The following is a 19,310-nucleotide window of genomic DNA, read 5'->3' as shown; positions in this document are numbered from 1 at the left end:
AGACTGGAGACATCCCCCATGCGGCCGGGCGACGGGCTCGGACCGAAAGCGGCGGGTGCGATGGCCGCCATATGGCGCCGGATCGCGCTGTTCCAGCGGGTGCTGCTGCCGCTCGCGGTGGCGGTGGTCTTCATCCTCATCTGGGAATACGGCACGAAGCTCGCCAAGGTCTCGCCGCTCCTGTTCGCGCCGCCCTCGGCGGTGTGGAAGAGCCTCGAGCTGTCCTTCCCCATCCTCGTCCAGCAATCGCTGCCGACCCTCAAGGAGACGCTGCTCGGCTTCGCCCTCGCTTCCCTGCTAGGTGTCACGCTCGGCACGGCCCTGGTGCTGTCGAAGCGGGTGCGCCAGGCGCTCTATCCGCATATCCTCCTGTTCCAACTCATCCCCAAGGTGGCGCTGGCGCCGCTGTTCATCGTGTGGCTCGGCATCGGCCCCACCTCGCGGCTCTCCTTCGCGGTGTTCATGGCCTTCTTCCCGGTGGTCATCGCCACGATGACCGGGCTGCTCAGCGCGGACCGCAACATCGTGCGCCTGTGCACCTCGCTCACCGCCACCCCCTGGCAGACCTTCATGAGTGTGCGGGTGCCCTATGCCATGCCGCACCTGTTCGCGGGGCTGAAGATCGCGGTGACCATGGCGATCATCGGCGTGATCGTCGGCGAGTTCGTCACCGCGCAGGAGGGGCTTGGATACATCATCATGTTCGCCTCCTCCGCCGACGACACGGCTTTGGTGTTCGCGGCCATCGGCATGCTCTGCGCGGTGGGACTGACGCTCTATGGCGCGGTGGCACTGGTGGAGATGCTGATCCAGCGGCGGCTGGGCGTGACCATCACGTCGAGCGAGTTTTAGCCCTTTCCCTTTTCCGTCATGCCCGGGCTTGACCCGGGCATCCACGGGGCTCCGCTGGGTGCCGCTTAAGGGATGGCCGTGGATCCCCGGATCAAGTCCGGGGATGACAGGCGCAAGAGCGTCAATGCCGCTTTTTCCATGACGCCGCCGCGCTCTAAAACGCAATCATCCCTGTGGGCAGGATGTCCGCATCCTCGAAGAACACCTGGTGGCGCTGCGCCGTGTCGTCGATATGGCGGGTGAGCATGGCCACCGCTTCGGTCTGTGCGCCGTTCATGACGAGGGCGAACAAATCCTCATGGTCGGGCTTGGCGCCCGCCTCCACCGACAGGCTGCCGGCATCGAGGCGGCGATAGCGGTCGATCTCATCATACCATTGCCGCGCCAGCTCCACGACGGCGGGCATGCCCGAGCCCTCGATGAGGGAGAGGTGGAACGCCTGGTGCAGGCGCTCCCATTCCTCGTTGAGCGGGCGCAGGTCGCCCACCCGGGCGTCGATGGGCTGGAAGGCGGCAAAGGCCCGCTCCACGTCGCGGCGCCATTGAGCATCGCCGTTGCGCAGCGAGGCGGCGAGAAGCCACGGCTCGACACGCCGGCGCAGCAAAAGAAGGCTCGCAAGGCGGCTGCGGTCGGCCCCGCTCACATGGAAGCCGTGCTGCGCCTCGGTGGTGACGAGCCCTTCGCCCACGAGGTTCCACAGGGCTTCGCGCACCGGCGTCGCCCCCACCCCGTAGCGCAGGCACAATTCCCGCACCGAAAGGCGGGTGCCGGGCGGCAAGGCGGCGGTGAGCACGTCGCGCTTCAAGGCCTGGCGGACGGCGTCCGTCAGCGTCTCCGCCGCGCCTTCCGAGAGGAGGGCGCGCTTGGCCACATCCTCGATTTCATCCTTGCTGCGCTTTGCCATCAACCGTGCCGTGCAGTGGGACAAGGCCTTGAGAGCCGGACCCTCATTGTTGCCCCGGATTGGTCATTTTGTGAACGGTCTGCTTTCCCAGTGCCGCTCATCGATACCTGATGAAGAACGGGGCCGCATGCCTCCAACTTGAGCCACCGAAGTCCACAATATGCGCAAACTTCGGCGGCTCTCCCATTTTCGAAGAGTTTTAAAGGACCTATCATCCTAAAGATAGTCCCTTACGTCCGCTGCGGCCCGGTCCGGCTGCGTCTTCGCGAGGGAGCCCCACCACAGCGAGGCCGCGAAAATGGAACGATCAGGCGGGCATCCGGGCACGTTCGGTTCCGCGCTGAAGGGCGCGTGCCTCCTCTCGGCTCTCGCCTGCGGCGTTCTCCTCGGCGCGCCCGGGGCGCGGGCGGCGGACAATGTCCAGCTTGCCTTGAGCTGGCTCGTGAGCGGCAAGAATGCGGGCTATTTCGTAGCCCTCCAGAAGGGCTACTACGCGGACGAGGGGCTGAACGTTACCATCTCCCGCGGCAGCGGCTCGGGCGACACCATCAAGCGCATCGCGGCGGGCGAATCCACCTTTGGCCTCGCGGATTCCGCCTCCGTGCTCCAGGCACAGGCGAACGAGGATTCGCCGGTGAAGATGGTGGCGATGATGTCGGACAAGTCGCCGGTGGCCATGCTCTACGTGGCCGAGGCTGGTATCTCCAAGCCGGCCGACCTGAAGGGCAAGACCGTCGCCCGTTCCGCTGCCGGTGCCTCGGTGAACATGTTCCCGGCCTTCCTGAAGGCCAACGGCATCGACCGCGCGAGCCTCACCGAGGTGGTGGCGACGCCATCGAGCTTCGTCGCGCTCATGCTGTCCCGCAAGGCGGACACGGTGCTGGACCAGAGCTCCTATCTCCAGCGCTACCGCAAGGCGGGCGCGGCCGCCGGCATCACCATCAATGCCTTTCGCTATGCCGATTACGGCCTCGACATCTATGGCGACGTGATCTTCACGAAGACCGATCTGGCAAAGAGCAATCCGGACCTTATCCGGCGCTTTGTCAGGGCCTCCATCAAGGGCAGCCAATACGCCTTCGAGCATATTCCCGAGGCCATCGACATCCTGCGCAAGACCAATCCGGAGATCGAGCCGGACATCGGCCAGGCGGAGCTTCAGGACTACACCGAGCTCGCCTGGACGGCGGAGGCCAAGCAGCATGGACTCGGCACCTTCGATGCGGAGCGGATGAAGCATGTGCAGGGCGTGCTCGCCGAATATATCGGCCTGAAGAAGACCCTGCCGCTCGAAGAAATCTACACCACGCAATTTCTTCCCAAGAAGAACTAACGGGCTAGCAGCCCGCGCTTTCCGAGTGCCCCAGCTCTGCCGCGGCACGCCACGTGCATGTGGCGGAAGCGGGAGGGAGGGAGCAACGGGCGCATGAGGAAGCAGACGAGGAAGGGTCATGAAGCGGACAGGTCAGCTCAAGCTCGGCGCGTTTTTCCACCCCACCGGGCATCACATCGCATCCTGGCTCCATCCCGGCGCGCAGATCGATGCCGGCACCAATTTTTCCCATTATGCCGAGATGACGAAGGCCGCCGAGCGGGCGAAGTTCGACCTCATCTTCCTCGCGGATGCGGTGGCGACCCGGGACGGAAACCTCGAGGCGCTCTCCCGCTGGCCGCAATACATGGCCTTCTTCGATCCGCTGACGCTGCTGGCGGGCCTGGCGTCAGTGACGACCCATATCGGCCTCGTGGCCACAGCCACCACCAGCTACAACGAGCCCTACAATATCGCTCGCCGATACGCCTCCCTCGACCATATGAGCGGCGGGCGCGCGGGCTGGAACGTGGTCACGTCAGGCAATGCGTCGGAGGCCTACAATTTTGGCCGCGACGCACATTACGGCCATAGCGAGCGCTATGAGCGGGCCGGCGAGTTCGTCGAAGTGGTGAAGGGGCTGCTGGACAGCTACGACGACGACGCCTTCGTGCGCGACCGCGGCACTGCGCGTTATTTCGACCCCGAGAAACTGCATTTCCTCAACCACCACGCCAAGCACTTCAATGTGCGCGGCCCGCTCAACACGGCGCGCCCGCCCCAGGGCTGCCCGGTGCTGTTCCAGGCGTCCTCCTCGGACACGGGCAAGGACCTCGCGGCCCAGATCGCCGAGGTTCTGTTCACGCCGCTGCACGATCTTGAGAAGGCACAAGCCTTCTACACCGAGGTGAAGGGGCATGCCGCCAAGTTCGGCCGCGCGCCCGAGGACATCCTCATCATGCCCGGCCTCAATGTGGTGGTGGGCGCCACCCAGAAGGAGGCGGACGAGAAGCTCGAATACCTCCAGACCCTGATCCATCCGGCGGTGGGGCTGGAGCTGCTCTCCAACGCGCTGGGCGGCGCGGACCTTACCGGCGTGGATATCGACAAGCCGCTGCCCGACCACATCATCTCGCCCGAGGACCGCAAGACCAGCCCGCGCTACGCCTATCTCTTCAAAGAGCCGCTCACCGTGCGCCAGATGTATGAGCGCTACGGGGCCGCGCGCGGCCAGCGCACGCTGAAGGGCACGCCTGCGACCATCGTCGACCAGATGGAGCAGTGGTTCGTGAATTACGGCGTTGACGGCTTCCTCATCCAGCCGCCGGTGCTGCCGCTCGGGCTCGACGAGTTCATCGCGCACGTCATCCCCGAGCTTCAGAACCGGGGCCTGTTCCGCACCGAATATACCGGCCGGACCCTGCGCGAGAATCTCGGCCTGAAGCGCCCCGCCAGCCGCTATGCGCAGGCGGCCGAACCTGCGCGGGCAACGGCATGAGCGGGGCCGCGATCCTGCATGACGGGGACCCCTCAGCGGACCCCCACGCCTTCCGCCGCTGCCTCGGCCAGTTCGCCACGGGCATCACGGTGGTCACCTCGCGCATGGGCGAAGAGAGCGTGGGGCTGACGGTGAACTCCTTCGCCTCGGTCTCCCTCGATCCGCCGCTGGTGCTGTGGTCCATCGACCGCAAGTCCCGGAGCTTCGCGCATTTCGAGGCGAGCGGGCGCTTCACCATCAACGTGCTCGCCGCTGACCAGATCGCCCTCTCCCGCCATTTCGGCCGCTCGGGGCCGGACAAGTTCAAGGACGTGGCGTGGTCGGAAGGGGCGCATGGCGTGCCCGTGCTGGACGGCGTCGCGGCCGTGTTCGAATGCCACCGCGAGGCTGCACATGCGGCGGGCGACCACCTCATCCTCATCGGCCGCGTGGAGCGCGCAATGCTGATGGACCGCAGCGTGCTCCTGTTCGCGCAGGGGCGCTACCGCATCGCCGGCGATCATCCGGACGAGGTGGCGGCGGATGAGAGCGCGGCGGCCGGCTCCTCCGCCGTCCTGGCCGCGCTGTTTCGCGCCAACCACCGCCTGTCCGCCGATTTCAGCCGCTTTCGCGAGGACCTCACCCGCGATCAGCACCGGGTGCTGATCGGCATCGAGAAGAACCCCGGCCTCCGCTTCGAGGCGCTTGTGGAGGAGACCTTCCTGGGCGCGCAGGCGACCCAGGATGCGCTCTCCGGCCTCGTCTCCGGCGGGGCCGTCGCGGTGGCGGCGGATGGCGCGCTGACCCTCACGCCGAAGGGCCGCGAGCGCCGCCGCATGCTCAACGCCAACCTCGCGGAAATGGAAAGCACGCTGCTCGCCGGCATTCCGCCGGGCGTCCTCAATGCCGGGCGCCAGCTTCTCTCCAAGCTCGCCGAAGGCTGAACGAACACCTCATCCAGAGACAAAGGCCCCTCGAAGGGCCCAACCAGGGGAACAGCACGATGACCGCACGGAAGATGCCCGCACCGCCCAGTCCGCTCTCGCGCCTTGCTGGCGCGCTGGCCATGGGCGCCCTTCTGTTCTCCGCCGCGCCGGCGAGCGCGGCGGACAATGTGAAGCTTGCCCTCAACTGGCTGGTGAGCGGCAAGAACGCGCCCTATTTCGTGGCGGCCGATAAGGGCTTCTACGCGGAGCAGGGTCTCAACGTCTCCATCTCCCGTGGCAACGGCTCCGGCGACACCATCAAGCGCGTCGCCTCTGGCGAATCTGATTTCGGCCTCTCCGATACGGCGGCGGTCATCGGCGCGCAGGCCAACGACAGTTCGCCGGTGAAGCTGGTGGGCCTCATCTTCGGCAAGTCCTCGGTGGCCATCCTCTATGTGAAGGGCGCCATCAAGGAGCCGAAGGACCTCGTGGGCAAGAAGCTCGGCCGCTCGGCGGCGGGCGCCTCGGTAAACCTTTATCCCGGCTTCCTCCAGGCCAACAAGATCGAGCGCGCGGGCATCAGCGAAGTGGTGGTCTCCCCCTCCTCCTTCCTGCCGCTCATGCTCTCCAAGCAGGTGGACGCGGTGCTGGATCAGTCGTCCTATCTCGGCCGCTACCGCAAGGGCGCCCAGGAAGCCGGCATGGACATCGACGCCTTCCGCTTCGCCGATTACGGCCTCGATCTCTATGGCGACGGCATCATCGTGAAGACCGACCTCATCAAGTCGAACCCGGACCTCATCAAGCGCTTCATGGCGGCGACGCTCAAGGGCAGCCAGTACGCCTTCGACCACCCCGAGGAGGCCATCACCATCATGCGCAAGACCAACCCGGAGATCGACGCCGACGTGGGCAAGGCGGAGCTTCTGGACACCAAGCAGCTCGCCATGACCGACGAGGTGGCCAAGCACGGCCTTGGATACATCGATGCCAAGCACATGGAGAATGTGCGCGACATCGTCACCAAGGCGCTGAACCTGAACCGCTCGGTGCCGGTGGAGGAGATCTACACGCTGGAATTCCTGCCCCCGCAGAAGAAGAGCTGAGGGCGGGCCGATGAACGCCATTGTGGAGTTCCGCCGCCTGTCCATGGAGTACACGACCCGCTCGGGCCGGTCGGTGCTGGCGCTGGACGACATCAACGCGGACATCGGCGAGAACGAGTTCGTCACCATCCTGGGGCCGAGCGGCTGCGGGAAGTCGACGCTCATGAAGATCGTCGCCAGCGTGATCAAGCCGTCCTCGGGGGAGGTGTTCTTCGAGGGCCGTCCGCTCACCGCGCCCACCGCGCGCATCGGCATGGTGTTCCAGCAGCCGATCCTCATGCCCTGGCGCAACATATTGGAGAACGTGCTCTTTCCCATCGAGATGATGGGAAAGAGCACGAAGGCGCACGAGGCCGAGGCGCGCGATCTGCTGAAGCTGGTGGGCCTCGCGGGCTTCGAGAAGGCGATGCCGTACGAGCTTTCCGGCGGCATGCAGCAGCGCGCCGCCATCTGCCGCGCGCTGATCTATGACCCCAAGCTGCTTCTGATGGATGAGCCCTTCGCCGCCCTCGACGCCATGACCCGCGAGGAGCTGGGCATCGAGCTTCTGCGCATCTGGAGCGAGCGGAAGAAGACGGTGATGTTCGTCACCCATTCCATCCAGGAAGGCATCCTGCTCGCCGACCGGGTGATCGTGATGACGGCCCGGCCGGGCCGCATCGCCACCTCCATCAAGATCGACCTGCCGCGCCCGCGCACGATGAACATGGTGTCCACGCATGAATACGGCCGCTACGCTGAAGAAATCCGTTCCCTTATCTCCGGCGGGGCGCAGATTGCCGCCGAATAAGGTGCCTTATGCGCGGCTGAGGCGCTTTCTGCAGGGCAACTTCGCCGCGGTGCTGGTGTTCGCCTGCCTCCTCACCACCTGGGAGCTGGCCTGCACCATCGGCAAGGTGCCGCAATGGCTGCTGCCGGCGCCGAGCAAGATCGTCAGCGCGCTGTGGGGCGCGCGCGACATGCTGCCGATCCACGTCGCGACCACCACGTTCGAGGTGCTCATGGGCTTCAGCTTCGGTGTGCTGGTGGGCGTGCCCTTGTCGATCCTCATCGTGCTCTCGCCGCTGGCGCGCAAGGTGGTCTATCCCATCCTCGTGGTGCTCCAGTCGGTGCCGAAGGTAGCCCTCGCCCCCATCGTGCTGGTGTGGATCGGCTATGGCACGGAATCGAAGGTGCTGATCGCGGCCATGACCGCCTTCTTCCCCATCATCATCAACACCTCTGCGGGCATGGAGGCGGTACCGAAGGAGCTTCTGGAACTGTCTCGCTCGTTCAATTCGCCGAGCCTCAAGGTGTTCTGGAAGGTGCGCCTGCCGTTCGCCATGCCCTATCTTTTCTCGGGCATGAAGGTGGCCATGTCGCTGGCGCTCATCGGCGCGGTGGTGGGCGAGTTCGTGGGCTCGGACCGGGGCCTCGGCTATCTGATCCTCACCTTCTCCTCCACCATGAACACGCCCCTCGTGTTCGGCGCCATGGCACTGCTGGCGGTGCTGGGCATCTGCCTGTTCTATCTGGTCTCGCTGGCCGAGCGGGTGTTCTGCCCCTGGTATCAGAGCGGGGGCGAGAAGGAGCGGTATATCTGAGGGCTGCGCCGACTTGCTGCTTATCCCCTCTCCCGCTTGCGGGGGAGGGTTAGGGAGGGGGCTCTCTCCGCTGTCATGGCCGGACTTGATCCGGCTATCTCTTCCCGGACCGGGCGCAGCAAGAACGACAGGAAATCCCAGGATCAAGTCCGGGGATGACAAGATAGCTCCAAGCGCACTGCGCCCCCTTACCCGCAGGCGAGGGAGTACATCGCCTCACCACAGATCACTCATGCCCTTCGCCACCACCGCCGAATAGGGCACGTCCACGTCGAGGATGCCGATGTCGCGGGCGAAGCGATTCATGCCGGTGACGAAGTCCGGCGTAAGGTCGGCCTGGTAGAAGGGAAGGTCACGCCGGATCAGCTCCTCGATGCGGCCGGCCTCCTCGGGAAACAGCGTCTCGCCCACCTCCCGCGCGCGGGAAACGTCGGCGGTGAGGATCTTCTGTGCATCCACGATGGCGCGCACGGCGGCCTCGGCGGCTTCAGGATTTTCCGCGATGAGCTGGTCCGTCGTCGCCACGGTGGCCATGGTGTAGTTGAAGGCCTCCGCCGGCCCGTCGCCCCGCCGCACGTCCAGCACCACGGTGCCTACACCGCTGGTGACGGCGATCTCCGCGCCCATGCCGTTGGCCCAGAAGCCGTCCACCACGCCTGCTTCCAAAGCGCGCACGGCGGCGAGGCCGAAATTGACGCGCGGCTCCAGCGAGCCGGGGGTGGGCGCAATGGTGATGTTATCGCGTGCGAGGTCGAGGCCGGCCTGGGTGAGCAGCCGCTTCAGGCCCATGCCCACCCAGGGCGCCGCGCCGATGCGCTTGCCCTTCACCACGTCGAGGTCGCCGCGCGTGGCGCCCAGATCCGCGCGCATGACCAGAAACCAGTACATGCCCTGCGACTGCGCGCAGAGCAGCTTGGCGCCCCGCCAGCGCGGGAATGCGGAGAGCGCCGAATGGGCCGAGCCGGCGACGAAGTCCACCGCGCCGTCGCGCATGGCCTCATAGGCCCGCTCCACGGGCGAGATCAGCTCGATCTGCGCGTCGACGCCATGGGCGGCGAAGCAGCCCAGCTCCACGGCGGCTTCGGCGGGGAAATAGGAGGGAGAGACGAGATCGGGAATGGCAATCTTCATGGGACCACACCCGCTTCAGCGGGCCTTCCTGAACAGCGAACGGAATTTCTCAGCGATGACAGCGGTGACGAGCGCCCAGGGCCGGAACGCAGTCTCCGGCGGGCTGGAATCCGCCTCGCCGTGCTCCAGCGTGTATTCGAGGCGGCGGGCGAATTCGCCGGCGAGGCGCGCCAGCAGATCCTGCACGATCTGGCTGCGGCCGAACTGGGCGAGCGGGCCGGCGAGGAGCGCGCGCAGGGAAATCTCGATGCGGATGGCATCGTCACCCGCGGGCGACAGCCCATAGGTGATTTCCGCCCGCGCGGTGGACCCGCTCAGGCCGTCGCGGCCGGCGCCATAAAGGATACCGCGCTTCTCCGGATCGTTGCGGATGATGCGCGCGGCGCCGCTGAAATTGGTGGCGATGGGGCCGACCTTCACCGAGACGCGGCCCTCCACATGGCCGTCCACGGGCGGGGCAGCGAGCACCGCGCCCGGCATGCAGCGGGCGACGCGGGGGATGTCGTCCAGGACCGCCCACACCTCCGCCAATGGGCGGCGGACGGTGAAGGCGAGGGAAGTCTCAAGATTGGGCGGCCGCCCGCCGAGGCCGAGATCGGCAGTGGTGGGCGTGCTCGCTTGCGCGACCTTTGCGACAGCCGCCACGGCCTGGATACCCGCGCCGGCTGCCTTGCGCGCGCCCACGGGCCCGAGGCGGCCCTGGGGCGCGGGAACGGCGCCTTTGCGCTCCTCCAGCACCCGGCAGACGGCGCGGACGATGCCGGCATAGCCAGTGCAGCGACAGAGGTTGCCGGCCAGCTCCACCTTGACCCGGGCCGCATCCGCGTCCGGCAGGCGCAGGACGATGTCGCGGGCTGTCACCAGCATGCCCGGCGTGCAGAAGCCACATTGCAGCGCGTGCTCCTGGTGGAAGGCGGCGCGCAGGCGGGCCATCACCTCGTCCGCCTCGAAGCCCTCGATGGTGGTCACCTCGGCGCCCTGGCAGGCGACGGCGTAATTGATGCAGGAACGGGCCGGGGCGCCGTCGATGAGCACGGTGCAGGCGCCACACACGCCCTGCTCGCAGCGCAGATGCGTGCCGGTGAGGTTGAGCGTGTCGCGCAGGAAATCGGCGAGGTGGGTCCGCGGCTCGGCGGAGCCCGAGATGCCGCGCCCGTTCACGGTAAGGGCGATATCGGTCACGTTTGGAAAGCCTCGGCAGCGGCGCGCCGCAATGCTGTCAAATGGAGCTGGCGGGCGGCGGGTTCGGCGACGCCATGCTCGGAGAGGAGAGCGCCGGCGCGCGTTTCATCAAGGGTCATGGCAGGGGAGAAGATTTCGCGGGCGTCGGGAATGAGGATGGGCTTGCCGTGGGTTGCGCCGATGAGGGCACGGAACACGTTGCGGTCGGGGTCGGACACCACGATGCCGATGGCCATGGCGAACTTGCCGGTCTTGCGTGAGATCTTGGAATAGCCGTGGCGGGCGGACCGTGAGAGCTTGGGCACGATGATGGTTTGCAGCACCTCATCAGGCGCAAGCACCGTCTCGAACGCGGCGGTCATGAAGTCGGCCGCGGGCACGGTGCGGGTGCCTTTCGCATCGGCCAGCTCGTAGCGCGCATCGAGCGCGGGCAGGAGGTTCACCCAGTCGGCGGCGGGATCGGCGTGGGCGAGGCTGCCGCCCATGGTGCCGCGATTGCGCACCGCGCGATAGGCAATGCCGGCGGCCACCTTCTGGAGCAGCGGCACCGCGCTTGTGTCGATGCGCTGGTCCTCAATATTGGCAGCGGTGATGCCGGCGCCAATGCGCAGCGCGTCCGCCGTCGCCTCGAGGGCGTGGAGCGCGTCGAGGCCTGCCACGTCCACCAGCAGGCGCGGCTGGACGAGGCGCAGATTGAGCATGGGCCCGAGCGACTGTCCGCCGGCAATGAGCTTCGCCCCACCCTCTGCCGCCAGCGCGGCGGATGCCTCCGCCACGCTCTGCGGGCGGACATAATCGAACGGCGCGGGCTTCATGGGCGGCCCACTGAGAGGATGGCGTTGAGGATCAGGTCCGGCGTGAGCGGCACCTGGTTCAGTTCAACGCCCAGGGGGCGCAGCGCATCGTTCACCGCGGAGACGATGGCGGCGGGCGGAGCCACCGCGCCGCCCTCGCCGATGCCCTTCACGCCGAACTCCGTATAGGGCGAGGGGGTCTCCATGTGGAGGATGCGGATGTCGGGTACGTCCGTGGCGCCGGGCAGGATGTAATCGAGCATGGTCGAGGCCAAAGGCTGGCCCTGCACGTCGAAGGGCATAGCCTCGAACAGGCCTGTGCCGATGCCCTGCGCCGTGCCGCCGGTGATCTGCCCGTCCACGATCATGGGGTTCACCAGGACGCCGCCATCCTCCACCACCACATAATCGAGGATCTCCACCAGCCCGGTCTCCGGGTCCACGGCGATGATGGCCGCGTGGGCGGCATAGGAGAAGGTGCCGCTGTCGCGTCCCGCGCGATAGCCGGCGGTGACTTCGAGGCCGGCCGTGTTCACGCCGGGCGGGAGCTGCTGGGGCTGGAGATACCAGGCCCGCGCCACCTCTCCGAACGAGACGCTGGCCTCGCCGCCGCGCACCGCGCCATCCGCCACCTCGACGGAGGCGGCATCGGATTGCAGCAGCCACGCGCCGATCTGCGAAATGCGCTCCGCCAGCGCGCGCGATGCCTGCGCCACCGCGCCGCCGCCCATGACGATGGAGCGCGAGCCCCAGGTGCCGGTGGAGAAGGGCACGAGCAGCGTGTCGCCCTGGAACACCTTGATGCGCTCGAATGGCAGGCCCAGGATTTCGTGGGCGATCTGCGCGAAGGTGGTCTCGTGGCCCTGGCCGTGGGAATGGGTGCCGACCCGGATTTCGAGGTCGCCGTCCGAGGTGAGGCGCACGGTAGCCTGCTCATAGCCGGGCACCACGGGGCGGCCCCAGGAAGCAAGCACGGAGGTGCCGTGGGCGCCCTGCTCGCAGAAGATGGCGATGCCCACCCCGACGCGCCGGCCATCCTTCTCGCCAGCTTTCTGCCGCACGCGGACGGCCGCCACGTCGATGGCCTCCACCACTTGGCGCAGGCATTCGGGATAGTCGCCGCTGTCGAAATGCTTCTTCAGCACGTTCTCGAACGGCATGCGCTCCGGCCCCACCAGATTGCGCATGCGCACCTCGTGGGGCTCCAGCCCCGCCTCATGGGCGATGGCGTCCATGATGGTTTCCATGGCGAGGCAAACGCCGGTCCGCGCCACGCCGCGATAGGGCAGGATCGGGCACTTGTTGGTGGCCACCGCATGGGAGCGGCAGCGATAGACGGGAAGGTCGTAGGGGCCGGGCAGGAGGTTCGCCACCTGCGCGGCTTCGAGCGCCGATGAGGTCGGATAGACGGAATAGGCGCCGGCATCCACATGGGCGACGCAGTCCAGGCCGAGCAGCTTGCCGCTCCTGTCCGCATAGCCGGTGATGGAATAAGCGTGCTCGCGGCAATTGGCGTTGGCGACGAGGTGCTCGCGGCAATCCTCCAGCCAGCGCACCGGCTGCCCGATGCGCCGCGTGAGCCAGGCGAGGGCCACCTCTTCGCGCAGCAGCAGACCCTTGTATCCAAAACCGCCGCCCACGTCGGGCGAGATGATGCGCACCTTGCCGTCCGGAATGCCGAGGCATTCGGCGAGCCCGTGCTGCACCACATGGGGCATCTGGGTGGCGGAGACGAGAGTGAGGAAATCGAGCCTCGCGTCCACATAGGCAACGACGCCCCGCCCTTCCATGGGGAACATGCAGTGGCGCGCGGTGCGGATGTCGCGCGTGACTTTGATCGCCGCCTCGCCGGCGACGGCATCGATGTCGCCATCCTCGGAGAAGGTGATGAAGACGTTGTCGCCCCACGCCTCGTGCACCAGCGGCACGCCGGGCTGGCAGGCGGCGATCATGTCGGTGACGGCGGGCAGTTCCTCGAAATCGAGGGTCACGCTGGCTGCCACGTCCTCCGCCTCGGCGCGGGTTCGGGCGAGGCACATGGCGACGATCTCGCCCACATAGCGGATCTTCTCGGAGGCGAAGATGGGCTCGGAGGAATGCTTGAATCCGGGCAGGGCCGTGGCGGCGCGGATGGGCTTCACGCCGGCAAGGTCGGACGCCGTGAAGACGCTGCCGCGCAGCGCCTCCGGCACGTTCACGCCGAGAAGCCGGGCATGGGCGACAGGGCTGCGAACGAAGGCCACCTCCTGCATGCCGTGCAGGCGAAAGTCCGCCACATACTGCCCGCGCCCGGTGAGGAAGCGCTCGTCCTCCTTGCGCAGGACCGACGCGCCGACCCCCGACGCGCCGGCTTCCGCCAGCCCAGCCATCGCCATGTCCTCAGGCCTTCTTCGGAATGAACTTTTCCGAGCGCGCTTCGAGCGCCGCCCACTCGGTGTCGTCCACCTTCACCGAGCCCACGAACTTGTTGGTGAAGAGCGTGTCGGTGGCGGGCACGTTCTTCACGTCCATGTAGGTCTTCACCGTGTCGACCGTGGCCTGGATCAGGGCCGGGTCCATGTATCCAAGGCCGTTGGCCTTCACCGAAGGCACGAGGCCGAGCGCGGTGCTCACCGCCTGGCCGTATTCGATGACCTTCTTGTTGATGGCGCTGCCGCCCTGAAATTCTTTCACGCTCTCCAGGTGCAGATCCACGGACTTCTCGGGGTTGAGATAGACGTATTTCAGCCCGTCCATCATCCCGTCCACGAACGCCTTGCACAGCTCCGGCTTCTTCTGGACCGTGGACGTTTTCGCCGTCACCACGTTGCTGAAGGCCTTGATGCCGTAATCCTCGTAGAGGATGGAATTGATCTCCAGCCCGTTGGCCCAGAGGCTCGGCGCGATGGAGCCGAAGAAGTTGCCCTCGGCCTTCACCTGCTTCTCCACCAGCGCCTTGATGAGGGCGGCGGCGTCCATTGTCACCTTGTTGACCTTCTTGTCGTCGATGCCGGTGGCCTTCACGAAGGCGGGCCAGAGCTGGAAGTCGCCCGAGCCCACGTCGAAGGCCACCGTCTGGCCTTCCAAATCCTTCGGCTTGGTGAGGCCGTATTCCTTCAGCGAGAAGATGCCGATGGGGCATTTCGGCCAGATGCCGGCGATGGCGGTGAGCTCCAGCCCGCGCGCGGCGCAGTTCATCATCACGGCGACGTCGATGATGCCGAACTCGTACTGGCCCTGGTCCACCGGCACGCACACCTTGCCGGAGCCGAAGCCGCGATCGATGGTGACGTCGAGCCCGCGCTGCTCCCAGAAGCCCATCTTCTTGGCGACGAACGCATAGCTGAACGTACCGAGCGGCAGCCAGGGCAGGGTCATCTTCACCGGGGTCAGCGGCGCCGCGCGCAGCACGGAGGGCATGGGGAAAGAAAGCGCGGAGCCCGCGCCCATGGCGCCGGCGAGTTTCAGGAAGGAACGCCGGTCCACGGTCATGACAATTCTCCGGGTGCGGGCAGGAAGCTGGGCTTCCGCGGGAAGGTGTTGACGATGTCGAGGGGGAGCATCGCGTGGATGCCGCGATTGCCGTTCACGAACTGGGTCACGTGCAGATCGGCGGCGATGCTGGCGAGGCGGTAGGCGTCGTGGAAGGCGAGCCCGCACTCCTCCATGACGGCGATGAGGCTGCGCATGGCGATGCGCGCGGCATCGTCCAGGTCCTCATGGAAGGCCAGGGTGAGGAGGTGCGTGGGCGAGACGGCGATGGGCCATTCCAGGGGAAGGCCCTTCAGCAGCGACAGCCGGAAACGGCCCTCCAGGCTGGTCTCCAGGGCGGTCTGGTTCACCTCGCCGTCGCCCTGGGCCGCATGCCCGTCGCCGACACTGAAGAGGGCGCCCTCGTTCCAGATGGGGAGCAGCAGGCGGGTGCCCTTGATCAGCTCCTTATTGTCGAGATTGCCGCCGTGGCGGTTCGGCGGGCGGCTGTCGAGAACGCCCCATTCGCGCGGCGGCGCGACGGCCATCTGGCCGAAGAAGGGGCGGGTGGGCACCTTGATGCCGGGCACCACTTCCGCCAGCCCCGTCTCAAGGTCGATGGGCATGATGGTGGTGCGGGTGGTGGGCTGTTCCATGGGGAACATGCCCTTCAGCGGCATGACGATGTTGTAGCCGTAGGGCTGGGTGATGCGGATATCGAGGATGTCCACCACCAGCACGTCGCCCGGCCGCGCCCCGCGCACCGCCACGGGGCCGGTGAGGATGTGGGGGCCGGAGCCGCGCAATGCGCGCTCATGGATCTCTGCGATGCCCTTGGGCAGCCAGTGGGGCGGCACGTCGTCGTCCGGGTGGGCGGAGACGGAGCCGATGATAATCTCCTCGCCCGGCTCGATCTCGAACACCGGCGCAAGGCGCGCCTCGTAGAAGCCGAAATGGACGGTGTCGGCGGTGGCATCGAGCCGCTTTACGGGCGGCGTCATGGCGCGTGTCATCCCTGTCCTCCCGCGCCCCAGTCCGAGGCCGGCTGCCAATAGATTGCGGCGCGCTCCGCCTCGGCGATGATCCAGTAGAGAAGGAGGCCGCTAAGGCTCAGGGCGGTGATGGCCGCCATCATGAGCGGGGTGTCGAGCAGCCCTCCGGCGAGCTTGATGAGGTAGCCGATGCCCTCCTGGGAGGCGACGAACTCGGAGACGATCACGCCGATGATGGCGAGCGTGATGGAGATCTTCATGCCGCTGAAGATGAAAGGCAGCGCATGGGGAAGCTGGATCTTCCAGAAGATCTGCCAGCGCGAGCCCATAAAGGTGCGCGCCATGCGGTGGATGTCCTCGTCCACCGACTGGAAGCCCATGGCGGAATTGATGGTCATGGGGAAGAAGGCGATGAGGAAGGCCAGCAGCAGGCTCGACAGGGTGCCGGTGCCGAACCACACCACGAACAGCGGCGCGATGGAGATTTTCGGCACCACCTGGGAGACGATGATCATGGGGTAGAACCCCTTCCGCAGCGCACTCGACCAGGTGATGAGGATCGCCACGGCGACGCCCCCCGCCACCGAGAGGGCGAAGCCAGCAAGGGTGAGGTAGAGCGAGGGCCACAGATGGGTGAGGATGAGGTCGTAGCGGGCGGCCATCACCTCGATGATCTCGGAGGGCGGCGGCAGGATGATGCTGCGGATGTGCAGCGCGCGCACCGCCACCTCCCACGCGGCCAGCAGGCCGAGGGGCACCAGGGCCGGCCACACGAACCGCTCAATGGCCTTGCGGAACGCCTTCATGGCTGGCCTCGATGCTGCGGCGTAGGTGTCGGACATAGCCATTGAAGTTTTCCTCCTCCGTCATCGCGATGTGACGGGGCCTCGGCAGGTCGATGGTCACGTCCTCGACCAGGGTTGCGGGGCGACGGCCCATGACCAGCACGCGGTCCGACAGGAAGGCCGCCTCGCGGATGGAATGGGTGACGAAGACCACGGTCTTGCGGTTGGCCTGCCAGATGCGCAGCAGCTCCACCGACATCTCGTCCCGCGTGATGGCGTCGAGCGCGCTGAAGGGCTCGTCCATGAGCAGCGTGGAGGGGTCGTGGACGAGGGCGCGGCAGATGGCGGCGCGCTGGCGCATGCCGCCGGACAGCTCGCGGGGCAGCGCGTTGGCGAAGTCTTCCAGCTTCGCCATCTTCAGAAGCTCCATGGCCCGATCGAGATAGCTTGCCCGGCGCTTCTTCAGCAGCTCGACCGGGAACAGCACATTGTCGAGCACCGTGCGCCAGGGCAGCAGGACCGGGCTCTGGAACACCACGCCCACGTCCGGGCGCGGGCCCGTCACCCGCTCGCCGGCCACCAGGATCTCGCCCGAGGTGGGCGGGATGAGCCCGGCGATCATCATCAGCAGCGTACTCTTCCCGCAGCCCGAGGGGCCGAGGAGGCTCACGAACTCGCCGTCGCCGATCTCCAGCGAGATGTTCCGGATGGCCTCGAGCTGGTTGAAGACCTTCCGCACGCCGCGGATGCGCAGCAGCGGAACGCCGGGATCGACGTCGCGAAGCGCGCCGGCGGCAGCAACTTTCATGGTTTTTTCAGACAGCCGGTGGCGGCCGCCGCCTCTGGATGCACGTGGGATCGCTGTGCTTCGGCAGGCGCCTCGGCAATTCATCCCATCATATGGTTGTTAGTAAGTTAGAATGAATTTAGGGGAAGCACAAGCGGGCCTCCCGGCTTCAAAAGCAGGTAACGTGCCAAGCGCGGTGGTGAGGCGTTGCGTGGGGCGTCTGAAAGAGATGCGGTCATGCCCCGGGCATGACGGCGCGGCGCGCACCCCCTTGGGGGGCCGTGCACTTCAGAATCCCCGGATCAAGTCCCGGGATGACAAGCGTATGGGGGTGGCGGGGCCGCTCAGGCCTGCTTGGCCTTCGGGCGCTTCGGCGCCTTCTCCGTCGGCGCCATGCGCGCGGCAGGGGTGGGCGCGTTGCCGAGGAGATCGATCTGCAGCTTGATGCAGTCGCTGCGATAGATGATGTCCGCCACGTAGATGGCCGTGCCCGTATCGTCGATCACCACGCAATGGCATTCGGCCGTGGGGGCGCCGATGGCCACCATCATGCGGTCCGCCGTCTCCGGGTCGGCGCTGCCGATCACCAGGGTCTGGTGGGCGTAGGCGACCTTCACCTGGGAGAGGCCGGCAATGGTGGAGAGCGCCGGAGCGCGCATAAACAGCTTGGGATTGAGATCGAAGATATAGCGCGCCAGATGCAGGTTCACGAGCGAATAGGGCTCGTTGTCGCGATACTGCACCGAGCGCAGCAGCACGTAGGCGTCCGCTGCCTTGCCGTCATTGGCCTGGAGGGCGGGTGCCGCCACGTTCTCTTCCAGGGAGATGTGCTGGGGCACGTTGTCCCGGATGGATTCGATCAGCTCGTCCCAGGTGGTCTCCAGCTTGAACCAGTGACGGCTCGGCGTGAGATCGGACACATAGGTGCCGCGCCCCTGCTGGGCATGCAGCAGCCCGTCGTCCTGAAGCACGCCGATGGCCTGGCGCACGGTGACGCGGGCCACCTGGAACTCCCGTTCCAGCTCTTCCAGCGTGGAGATTCTCTGCCCTGGCGCCCACTGCCCCGACTGGATCCTCTGCCGCATGACCGAGGCGACCTGGATGTAGAGCGGGATACGGCTGCGGTCGTAGGATTTGAGGAGCTTGGACATAACCCACGCGCTTGGGGAGAGCAGGAGCTAGATTGCATCTTGCCGGGCGATGGGCAAGGGACGAAGGGGCCCGGCGAACACGACTTTCGTCATGAGATTTGCCGGTCTTGCCATCTTCGGCAAGACCGCCTCATTGGTCGACCAATCGCCCATGGCCATGTGCCTATATCGCAGGCAGGAAGGCCCGGCATTTGCCTCCTGGGCGGGATTTAATCGATGGCGTCGGGAAGGTCCGTGACGTCCGAGTTGGCCCGCACGATGCGTCCCAGCAGGCGGATCAACGCGTCCTGCTCTTCGCGGCTCAGCGCCGCAATGGTCGCGGCATGGGCCTCCACGGCCGCCGTCTCCATCTGCGCCAGCAGCTTGGCGCCTTCCGGGGTGAGCTTGCAGGCGCGGGCGCGCTGGTCCTGCTGCGACACCGCCCGCTCGATGAGCCCGCGCGCCTGAAGCCGTTTCAGCGCGCCGGTGGTGGTGGTGCGGTCGAGCGCGATGTCGGCGGCGAGCGTGGTCTGGTCCGCCGTGCCGCGTCCGGCCAGAGCCGAGAGCAGGGAATACTGCACCGGGGTGACGCCGAAGGCGCCGCATTTCTCCATGAACAGCGCCACATGGATCTGGTGCATGCGGCGCGCGAGGAAACCGGGGCGCTCATTGAGCGGCCAGGGCGGCTGGGTTTGCGGCGCGGGCGGAGGAAGCGTGCGGGCGGAAGTGGTGCGCATCTTGAAGGGCCGTGTGGGCGAAGCGGATATGGGCTGGCGCGCAATGTGGCATGCGCGTTGCTTGCAATCCAGTGATTACGAAGTATGCTTCGCTTTAGATTGCGAAGTACGCTTCGTATCCAGCGCGGCGCCGGGCGCCGGTGCTTCGGGAATGAGCCTACG

The 19,310-nt window shown here is 66.7% G+C and carries 18 protein-coding genes; 7 read left to right on the top strand and 11 right to left on the bottom strand.

Annotated features, from left to right (window positions below):
- Positions 1-60 precede the first annotated feature (60 nt).
- Positions 61-852, top strand: coding sequence for an ABC transporter permease (locus ABLE91_RS22375; protein WP_348934435.1), 792 nt, complete (start codon positions 61-63; stop codon positions 850-852).
- 154 nt (positions 853-1,006) lie between these two features.
- Here the strand turns inward: ABLE91_RS22375 and ABLE91_RS22370 are convergent, their stop codons facing one another.
- Positions 1,007-1,756, bottom strand: a complete 750-nt coding sequence (locus ABLE91_RS22370; RefSeq protein WP_348934433.1) for a GntR family transcriptional regulator — start codon at positions 1,754-1,756, stop codon at positions 1,007-1,009.
- A 298-nt stretch (positions 1,757-2,054) separates the two neighbouring features.
- Between ABLE91_RS22370 and ABLE91_RS22365 the strand changes: the two genes are divergently transcribed.
- The 6 genes from ABLE91_RS22365 (at position 2,055) to ABLE91_RS22340 (ending at position 8,160) form a co-directional block, all read left to right on the top strand.
- Positions 2,055-3,089, top strand: coding sequence for an ABC transporter substrate-binding protein (locus ABLE91_RS22365; RefSeq protein WP_348934431.1), 1,035 nt, complete (start codon positions 2,055-2,057; stop codon positions 3,087-3,089).
- Positions 3,090-3,207: 118 nt separating this feature from the next.
- Positions 3,208-4,566 carry an LLM class flavin-dependent oxidoreductase gene (locus tag ABLE91_RS22360; protein ID WP_348934429.1) on the top strand — a complete coding sequence of 453 codons (1,359 nt, stop codon included), beginning with the start codon at positions 3,208-3,210 and terminating at the stop codon, positions 4,564-4,566.
- On the top strand, positions 4,563-5,489 hold the full coding sequence (locus tag ABLE91_RS22355) for a flavin reductase (protein WP_348934428.1): 927 nt from the start codon (positions 4,563-4,565) through the stop codon (positions 5,487-5,489). The genes ABLE91_RS22360 and ABLE91_RS22355 overlap by 4 nt, the downstream gene beginning before the upstream one ends.
- Before the next feature lie 59 nt (positions 5,490-5,548).
- Positions 5,549-6,577, top strand: coding sequence for an ABC transporter substrate-binding protein (locus tag ABLE91_RS22350; protein WP_348934426.1), 1,029 nt, complete (start codon positions 5,549-5,551; stop codon positions 6,575-6,577).
- A 10-nt stretch (positions 6,578-6,587) separates the two neighbouring features.
- Positions 6,588-7,367: an ABC transporter ATP-binding protein gene (locus ABLE91_RS22345; protein WP_348934424.1), complete on the top strand. Its 780-nt coding sequence runs from the start codon at positions 6,588-6,590 to the stop codon at positions 7,365-7,367.
- The gene (locus tag ABLE91_RS22340) at positions 7,354-8,160 is read left to right on the top strand and encodes an ABC transporter permease (RefSeq protein ID WP_348934422.1); all 807 of its coding nucleotides are present in this window, start codon (positions 7,354-7,356) and stop codon (positions 8,158-8,160) included. The genes ABLE91_RS22345 and ABLE91_RS22340 overlap by 14 nt, the downstream gene beginning before the upstream one ends.
- Before the next feature lie 216 nt (positions 8,161-8,376).
- Here the strand turns inward: ABLE91_RS22340 and ABLE91_RS22335 are convergent, their stop codons facing one another.
- The 10 genes from ABLE91_RS22335 to ABLE91_RS22290 all read right to left on the bottom strand — a co-directional run bounded on the left by ABLE91_RS22335 (position 8,377) and on the right by ABLE91_RS22290 (position 19,148).
- The gene (locus ABLE91_RS22335) at positions 8,377-9,291 is read right to left on the bottom strand and encodes an ABC transporter substrate-binding protein (RefSeq protein WP_348934420.1); all 915 of its coding nucleotides are present in this window, start codon (positions 9,289-9,291) and stop codon (positions 8,377-8,379) included.
- 15 nt (positions 9,292-9,306) lie between these two features.
- On the bottom strand, positions 9,307-10,473 hold the full coding sequence (locus tag ABLE91_RS22330; protein WP_348934418.1) for a xanthine dehydrogenase family Fe-S subunit: 1,167 nt from the start codon (positions 10,471-10,473) through the stop codon (positions 9,307-9,309).
- On the bottom strand, positions 10,470-11,288 hold the full coding sequence (locus tag ABLE91_RS22325) for an FAD binding domain-containing protein (RefSeq protein ID WP_348934417.1): 819 nt from the start codon (positions 11,286-11,288) through the stop codon (positions 10,470-10,472). The genes ABLE91_RS22330 and ABLE91_RS22325 overlap by 4 nt, the downstream gene beginning before the upstream one ends.
- A complete protein-coding gene (locus ABLE91_RS22320) occupies positions 11,285-13,642 on the bottom strand; it encodes a xanthine dehydrogenase family protein molybdopterin-binding subunit (RefSeq protein ID WP_348934415.1) in 2,358 nt (785 codons plus the stop codon). Before ABLE91_RS22320 ends, ABLE91_RS22325 begins: the two co-directional genes overlap by 4 nt.
- 4 nt (positions 13,643-13,646) lie before the next feature.
- The gene (locus ABLE91_RS22315; protein WP_348934413.1) at positions 13,647-14,738 is read right to left on the bottom strand and encodes an ABC transporter substrate-binding protein; all 1,092 of its coding nucleotides are present in this window, start codon (positions 14,736-14,738) and stop codon (positions 13,647-13,649) included.
- Entirely contained in the window at positions 14,735-15,730 is a 996-nt protein-coding gene (locus ABLE91_RS22310) for an acetamidase/formamidase family protein (protein ID WP_348934411.1), read from the bottom strand. Before ABLE91_RS22310 ends, ABLE91_RS22315 begins: the two co-directional genes overlap by 4 nt.
- On the bottom strand, positions 15,727-16,557 hold the full coding sequence (locus tag ABLE91_RS22305) for an ABC transporter permease (protein WP_348934410.1): 831 nt from the start codon (positions 16,555-16,557) through the stop codon (positions 15,727-15,729). Before ABLE91_RS22305 ends, ABLE91_RS22310 begins: the two co-directional genes overlap by 4 nt.
- Complete coding sequence (locus tag ABLE91_RS22300; protein WP_348934408.1) at positions 16,490-17,302, bottom strand: ABC transporter ATP-binding protein; 813 nt, start codon at positions 17,300-17,302, stop codon at positions 16,490-16,492. Before ABLE91_RS22300 ends, ABLE91_RS22305 begins: the two co-directional genes overlap by 68 nt.
- Before the next feature lie 323 nt (positions 17,303-17,625).
- Positions 17,626-18,432 (bottom strand): GntR family transcriptional regulator, encoded by an 807-nt coding sequence (locus ABLE91_RS22295; RefSeq protein WP_348934407.1) that lies wholly within the window; start codon positions 18,430-18,432, stop codon positions 17,626-17,628.
- Positions 18,433-18,641: 209 nt separating this feature from the next.
- The gene (locus ABLE91_RS22290; RefSeq protein WP_348934406.1) at positions 18,642-19,148 is read right to left on the bottom strand and encodes a MarR family winged helix-turn-helix transcriptional regulator; all 507 of its coding nucleotides are present in this window, start codon (positions 19,146-19,148) and stop codon (positions 18,642-18,644) included.
- Positions 19,149-19,310: the final 162 nt, after the last annotated feature.

It is taken from the genome of Aquabacter albus, assembly GCF_040049275.1.
In the GTDB taxonomy this organism is placed as follows: domain Bacteria; phylum Pseudomonadota; class Alphaproteobacteria; order Rhizobiales; family Xanthobacteraceae; genus Aquabacter.
The sequence above is the reverse complement of the archived record's forward strand: the minus strand, read 5'-3'. Positions and strand labels throughout refer to the sequence as shown.